General features: G+C 41.1%; 1 protein-coding gene. It reads right to left on the minus strand.

What is annotated here, in order from left to right:
* Window positions 1–201: 201 nt before the first annotated feature.
* Window positions 202–408 carry a hypothetical protein gene (locus ACEYW6_RS36660; RefSeq protein ID WP_412983673.1) on the minus strand — a complete coding sequence of 69 codons (207 nt, stop codon included), beginning with the start codon at window positions 406–408 and terminating at the stop codon, window positions 202–204.
* Window positions 409–438 lie beyond the last annotated feature (30 nt).

The raw sequence follows: 438 nt of genomic DNA on the forward strand, positions 1-438 counted from the left end.
ATTGGTGGCTAAAATGCTTATGGGGGAAGGGTTTCAGCCTTAGCGTACAATTTTCCCGTTTTGGCACGGTGACGCCTTCATTAAGACTAGCTCCGACCGAGCAGTATTGAGTGTGCAACATCAGCGCCTAAAACGCTTGTAAACAAGAACTCTTAACTAGAAAGCGTCTACATCTGTAGACATGAGAGATTCGGGTGCGAGTCAAAGGTAAGAATCTATTTGTTTCCCCTGAGTTGACCATTTTTCATCTAGAAGGCGACAAGCGACATAAACAACATTTTGAGGATTGCGCTTGTGTCTTCCATTCGTACCCCAAGAACGAACAGTATAATCACCTTGATAACCTAAAACAAGTGCAAGCTCGTCATAAGTTAATTGCCACTTTTTCTTAAATTCTATTGGGTGCATAGTATTCACCTATTTCAAGTAATTAATTAG

It is taken from the genome of Nostoc sp. UIC 10607, assembly GCF_047228265.1.
Taxonomy (GTDB): domain Bacteria; phylum Cyanobacteriota; class Cyanobacteriia; order Cyanobacteriales; family Nostocaceae; genus Nostoc; species Nostoc foliaceum_A.

Excerpts from the sequence above, each read along its gene's own strand:
- ACEYW6_RS36660 (WP_412983673.1), bottom strand. The coding sequence starts at position 408 with ATGCACCCAATAGAATTTAAGAAAAAGTGGCAATTAACTTATGACGAG.